The organism is Campylobacter concisus, from assembly GCF_902460665.1.
GTDB classification, from domain to species: Bacteria; Campylobacterota; Campylobacteria; order Campylobacterales; family Campylobacteraceae; genus Campylobacter_A; species Campylobacter_A concisus_AL.
Genome location: NZ_CABPUR010000001.1, coordinates 638,861 through 644,971, shown reverse-complemented (window position 1 = coordinate 644,971; position 6,111 = coordinate 638,861). Strand labels below are relative to the sequence as shown.

The window sequence follows — 6,111 nt, the reverse complement described above, 5'->3', positions numbered from 1 at the left end:
GCTTGTATTTTACCTTTTAATATATTCATATAAGTATTATGCTTTTATATATCTTTTTAAAATGAAAGTCGTATTTGATTTTTTGGAAACTTACACACATTTAGAAGTAAGTTTCCAAAAATTAGAAGTTTTATAAAATTGTGGATTTTAATCCAAAAGCTCTTTTGCGATCATACTTATGCGTTTTGCTTCAGCACTTGCTCCGATCTCATCTTTTGCTATTTTCATTACAGCGCCTAAATTTTTGCCAGCTCTTTCAATAATATTTTTTATTTTTTCTTTAAGCTCTTCATCGCTTAGTTGTGCTGGCAAATATGCCTTAATAAGCTCAATCTCGCCCTGCTCTTTTTTAGCCAAATCCTCTCTAGCACCTTTTATATAAAGCTCAACCGAGTCAGCCCTCTTTTTGATCTCTTTTTGAAGTAGTGGAAGCACGACCTCGTCAGTCATCTCGATCCTTTGATCTACTTCAACTTGCTTAAGTGCTGCATTTAGCGTTCTTAACGTATCTCTTTTAAACTCATCTTTTGCCTTCATAGCCTCTTTTATATCAGCTAAAATTTGCTCTCTTATACTCATTTCCTCTCCTTTAAATTTTTGAAATATTAACTAAAAATTTGTGATAATTTCTTGAAATTTTACTTGCAGATAAGCCACCCCAACACCCTCTCTAAGCCCATCATCGATAACTAAAAATTTTGCTTCTTGCCCGATTAAAAGCTCCTCCAAAAGCAGCGTTCCAGCGATTAGCGGATATTTTCTATTTCTTCCAACCGCCAAATCAGCGCTCTTATCATCCATCTTTAAAAGCTCATCCACAAACCAAGCAAGATCATCATCTCTAAGCTCAAATCCGTTTACTTTTTTTGGATCATAATTCTCATAGTTAAGTCCAAGTCGTAGCGCTACTATGGTGGTAGGTACGCCAGAAGTCAGCACGATAAATCTATTTTTTAAGCTATTTAAAAATCCTCTTGCATCTTTTGTATAAATTTTTGCATTTTCTTGCATTAAATCAAGTGTTTTAAATTTCTCAAAAAATGTAATAATGCCAAATTTAAAGCTCATAAAATTTCCATCTTCACCGATCTCTGAGCTTGCTCCACCGATGTCAATGACGCTAAAATTTTCATTTATTCCAAGCTTTTTAAAAGCATTTTGAACACCCAAAAATGTAAGCTTTGCTTCTGCTTTACCACTGATGATATGAAAATTTATGCCAAATTTCTCTCTTATCTCGCTAAAAATTTCCTCACTATTTGACGCTACCCTAAAAGCCTCAGTCGCGACTGCTGCGCATTTAAATTTATCAAAATCAAATTTATTTTTAGCCTCCGCTATCGCTTCAAAGAGCCTATTTTTAGACTCATCTGCTATCTTGCCACTTTCATTTAGCCCTCTAGCAGCTCCTACTATCTTTTCATAAATTTGCTCATTACTAAAGCCATTTTGCTCTTTTTTGACAAGTGCTACGCGAAATGTGTTTGAGCCAAGATCGATCGCTATAACCAAAATTTATCCTTAAAAATTTTTGCAGATTCTAACATATGATAATTTAGTATCATTTAAAGTTGAAAAATTCTAAAAACTTTAATATTTTTCAAGATATAATCCCTATCAAAAACCTTATAAGGGGGCTTGATTGCTTCGAGATAACTTATTGGCATTTGTTATTTTTGCAATTTGTAGCGTTGGATTTTTCGTTTGGGGCTATCAGTACATCCCGACAAATAACTACTTTTTATTCTTGATCGCTGGCATGTTTGGTCTTTTCATGGCCTTTAATATCGGTGGAAATGACGTTGCAAACAGCTTTGGCACAAGTGTTGGCGCTAAGACTCTTACGCTTAAACAAGCTCTCATCATCGCAGCCATTTTTGAGCTTAGCGGTGCTATATTTGCAGGATCAGAGGTTACAAATACGATTAGAAACGAGATCGTGAAATTTCCAAGCGATCTAAATCCGATGAAATTTGTCATCATCATGATCTCAGCCCTTCTTAGCTCTGGTCTTTGGCTCTTTTACGCATCTAAAAAAGGTCTACCAGTCTCAACCACCCACTCGATTGTCGGTGGCATCGTTGGTGCAGGACTTGCTATGGGTTTTATGATAAAAGATCCAGAGCCATTTAGCATGGTTTCATGGAGCGAGATCGGCAGAATCGCCGTAAGTTGGGTCATTTCGCCACTGCTTGGCGGCGTGATGTCTTACATAATATTTGGCTACGTAAAAAGTAAGATTATTGAGCCAACACATGAACTTAAAATGAATCTAAAAGCTCTAAAAGCTGAACGAAAAGCTTATAAAGAAAGCTTTGTAAAAGCACTAAAAACAAAGCCGGCTGAGGAGCAAATAGCTACTCTTTCAAAGATCGCAGTTATCGACGAGGACGAGATCGAAACCACTGAATACAGCGAGTACCGCTCAAAAATTCGCATCATGAAAGATGGTGAAAAAGAGATAGACACTTTTAAAGCGATGAAAAAGCACATCCCAATCATCGCTGGATTTGCCGCGATGGTGATCTCGTCGATGATGCTTTTTAAAGGGCTTGAGCATATAAATTTAGCCTTTAGCATCATCCAAACTATCTGGATCATCTTCGTCATCGGTGCTCTAGCGTATCTTGCAAGCCTTGCTATCATAAATGTCATGAGCAAAAACGATAGCGAAAAGAGTATCAATAGAATTTTTTCATGGTTTCAAATTTTTACAGCTTCATCTTTTGCATTTTCACATGGAGCAAACGACATCGCTAACGCAGTTGGACCTTTTGCAGCCGTACTCGACGTACTAAAAACTGGCTCTATAAACGAAAGCTCACCCATACCAAGCATCGCAATGGTAACCTTTGGAATTTCGCTTGTCGTTGGACTTTGGTTTTTAGGCAAAGAGGTGATCACCACCATCGGCTCAAAACTAGCTGAAATTTTACCTACAACTGGCTTTAGCGCGGAGCTTGCCTCAAGTATCGTCATACTTCTAGCTACAAAGCTTGGTATACCAGTTAGCTCTACGCATATCCTAATAGGCGCAGTTTTGGGTATCGGTATCGTAAATAAAAATGCAAACTGGAAAATGGTAAGACCAATCATCCTTGCTTGGCTCATCACGCTTCCAGCAGCTGCTATCTCATCAGCTATATTTTATTTTGCCCTTGCTAAATTTTTAGGCGTTTAGTCATATTTTTAAATAGCTAAACCGCCCTATTTTTTAGATAATTTTTGTATAAAATTTATATGAGAGCTTGGCAAGTTGTTCCAACCTGCCAAGTAAATTTGAAGTTATTTTTTCTTAATGATGATCTTCTCACCATCGCTATCAATGGTGATCTCATCGCCACTTTCAAGCTCATCTTTTAAGATCATATCAGCAATCTTATCTTCAACTAGCTCGTAAAGCGCTCTTCTAAGAGGCCTTGCGCCATAAACTATGTCAAAGCCAGCTTTTGCGATAAATTTCTTAGCCTCTTCGCTTAAAACTGCCTTGATACCGCGGTTGTGAAGAGTTTTTTCAAGCTCTTTAAACATGATCTCAACGATAGATATCAAGCCTTGCTCGTTTAAAGGATTAAAGATGATAGTATCATCTAGTCTATTTAAAAACTCAGGTTTAAAGTAGTTTTTAAGCTCGTTTTTAACAGCTACGTCACGGTCTTCGCCCTTTAGCTCCATTATTAAATTTGAAGCGATGTTTGAAGTTAAAATGATGATCGTGTTTTTAAAATCAACCGTTACGCCTTTGTTATCAGTCGCACGTCCATCATCAAGTATGCCAAGAAGTATGTTAAATACATCCTTATGAGCCTTTTCAACCTCGTCAAAAAGTATGACTGAGTAAGGTCTTCTGCGAACTGCCTCTGTTAGCTGACCGCCCTCATCGTAGCCCACATATCCTGGAGGCGCACCAAGAAGCCTACTCACGCTATGTTTCTCCATATATTCGCTCATATCAAAGCGGATAAGCGCCTTCTCATCATCAAATAAGAACTTAGCCAAAGCCTTAGCAGACTGAGTTTTACCAACGCCTGTTGGTCCAAGGAATAAAAACGAACCAATAGGCCTTTGACCTTCATTTAGCCCTGCTTTGTTTCTCTTAACAGCACGCGCAAGTGCGTGTAATGCGTCATCTTGACCGACAACGCTCTCTCTTAGATGCTCTTCGATATGCAGATACTTTTCTTTTTCGCTTGTTAGCATTTTCTTAACTGAAATTCCAGTCCATTTGCTCAAAATTTCAGCCACAAGCTCTTCATCGACTTGATTTTTAAGAAGCACGCCCTCTTTTTTCATACTCTCCCATTTTTCTTCAAGCTCGTGTTTGTGCTTTTTAGCGTCAGCTATTTTGCCGTATTCTATCTCGGCAGCCTTTTGAAGATCGCCATTTCTTTTTGCTATCTCAGCTTGTGATTTTAGACTATCAATCTCTTTTGTTGCTTTTGAAATTCCGCCGAAAACTGCCTTTTCGTTTTCAAATTTTGTATCAAGTGCTAGCTTTTTCTCATTTAGGTCAGCTATCTCTTTTTCGATCTCGCCAAGTCTTTCTTTATTTTTATCCGCATCCTCCATCTTTAGAGCTTCTTTTTCTACTTGAAGCGTTACGATCTCGCGTTTTATCTTTGAAAGCTCGTATGGCTCGCTCTCTATTTGCATCTTAAGCTCAGCTGCTGCCTCATCTATAAGGTCGATCGCTTTATCTGGCAAGAAGCGGTTTGCAATATAGCGGTCACTTAGTCTTGCAGCGGCAACTAGCGCACTATCTGTTATCGTGATGCCGTGATGAACTTCAAGACGCTCTTTTATACCACGTAAAATTTGCAAAGCTTCATTTACGCTTGGCTCTTTAACATCTATTGGTTGAAAACGCCTTTGAAGCGCCGCATCTTTTTCAAAGTATTTTCTATACTCTTTTAATGTCGTAGCACCAACAGCGTGAAGCTCGCCACGTGCAAGAGCTGGTTTTAGGATATTTGCAGCGTCCATTCCGCCCTCGCTCGCACCAGCTCCAACTATGGTGTGAATTTCATCTATAAAAAGTATGATATTACCAGCTTTTTTGACCTCGTCAATGACAGCTTTTAGTCTATCTTCAAACTCACCTCTATACTTTGCGCCAGCTACAACTGCGCTCATATCAAGCGCGATGACACGCTTGTTTGCAAGGCTTGTTGGCACATCGCGAGCCACTATCTTTTGAGCTAGCCCCTCAACGATGGCTGTTTTACCAACACCTGGCTCACCGAGCAAGATAGGGTTGTTTTTGCTCTTTCTTATTAAAATTTGCATCATCCTAGTGATCTCTTCATCACGGCCGATGACTGGATCAAGCTCTTTATTTAGCGCTTTTTGCGTTAGATCGATACCAAATTTCTCTAAACTATCAAGGGTATCATCGCCAGTTTGGCTATCTATCTTTTTACCACCTCTTATGCTCTCAAGGTTCTTTTTGATCTCTAAGATATCGCAAAATTTGCTTAAAATTTGTTTGATCTCACTAAGCTCAAGAGCCGAGATGATCCATGTATCAACAGCTATGTAGCTATCGCCCATGCTTACCATTAAAGCTTTTGCATTTTCAAGCGAATTTATAAGCTCTCTCGAAACTGAAACGTTATCTTTTGTGACGTTTGAGCTGCTTGGGAGTGATGAGATCTTGCTTTTTATCTCAAGCTCGACTGCGTCTTTGCTTATGTTCATCTTATTAAATACTTGATTTAAAATAGAATTACTATCAGCGAGCAAAGCCCAAAAGACGTGAAGTGGCACAACTTGCGGATTTTTAGAAAATATCGCTAAGCTAACGCCTTTTTCAAGTGTCTCTTGCATCTGCGCTGTTAAATTTTCTGTTATGTCAGCCATTAAAGCTCCTTAAGTTATTTTATAATGGCGGCATTATATAACTTTAGTCTTATATTGTCAAGTATTTTTATAACATTTGTCACTCTTTTTATTTAATTGCTAAAATTTGCTGTTATAAATTTGTGTTAAAAATAGACAAAAGCTAAAAATATAAGGCTAAATTTATGCTTTTTTTAGCCAAATGTTAATAAAATTGAGCCAAAAAATATAGGAGATATTTTGAACAAATTTACTAGATCTTTTGCGCTAAAA

4 protein-coding genes are annotated in these 6,111 nt (G+C 37.9%); 1 reads left to right on the top strand and 3 read right to left on the bottom strand.

The window, feature by feature from the left end:
• Positions 1–147: 147 nt before the first annotated feature.
• On the bottom strand, positions 148–579 hold the full coding sequence (locus tag F3G66_RS03340; RefSeq protein ID WP_149707132.1) for a GatB/YqeY domain-containing protein: 432 nt from the start codon (positions 577–579) through the stop codon (positions 148–150).
• 30 nt (positions 580–609) lie between these two features.
• Positions 610–1,512, bottom strand: a complete 903-nt coding sequence (locus F3G66_RS03335; protein WP_149707131.1) for a Ppx/GppA phosphatase family protein — start codon at positions 1,510–1,512, stop codon at positions 610–612.
• A 130-nt stretch (positions 1,513–1,642) separates the two neighbouring features.
• On the opposite strand from F3G66_RS03335, the gene F3G66_RS03330 reads away from it, so the two are divergent.
• The gene (locus F3G66_RS03330) at positions 1,643–3,181 is read left to right on the top strand and encodes an inorganic phosphate transporter (RefSeq protein ID WP_149707130.1); all 1,539 of its coding nucleotides are present in this window, start codon (positions 1,643–1,645) and stop codon (positions 3,179–3,181) included.
• A gap of 104 nt (positions 3,182–3,285) precedes the next feature.
• Here the strand turns inward: F3G66_RS03330 and F3G66_RS03325 are convergent, their stop codons facing one another.
• Entirely contained in the window at positions 3,286–5,859 is a 2,574-nt protein-coding gene (locus F3G66_RS03325) for an ATP-dependent Clp protease ATP-binding subunit (RefSeq protein ID WP_149707129.1), read from the bottom strand.
• Positions 5,860–6,111 lie beyond the last annotated feature (252 nt).

Excerpts from the sequence above, each read along its gene's own strand:
- F3G66_RS03340 (WP_149707132.1), bottom strand. The coding sequence starts at position 579 with ATGAGTATAAGAGAGCAAATTTTAGCTGATATAAAAGAGGCTATGAAG.
- F3G66_RS03325 (WP_149707129.1), bottom strand. The coding sequence starts at position 5,859 with ATGGCTGACATAACAGAAAATTTAACAGCGCAGATGCAAGAGACACTT.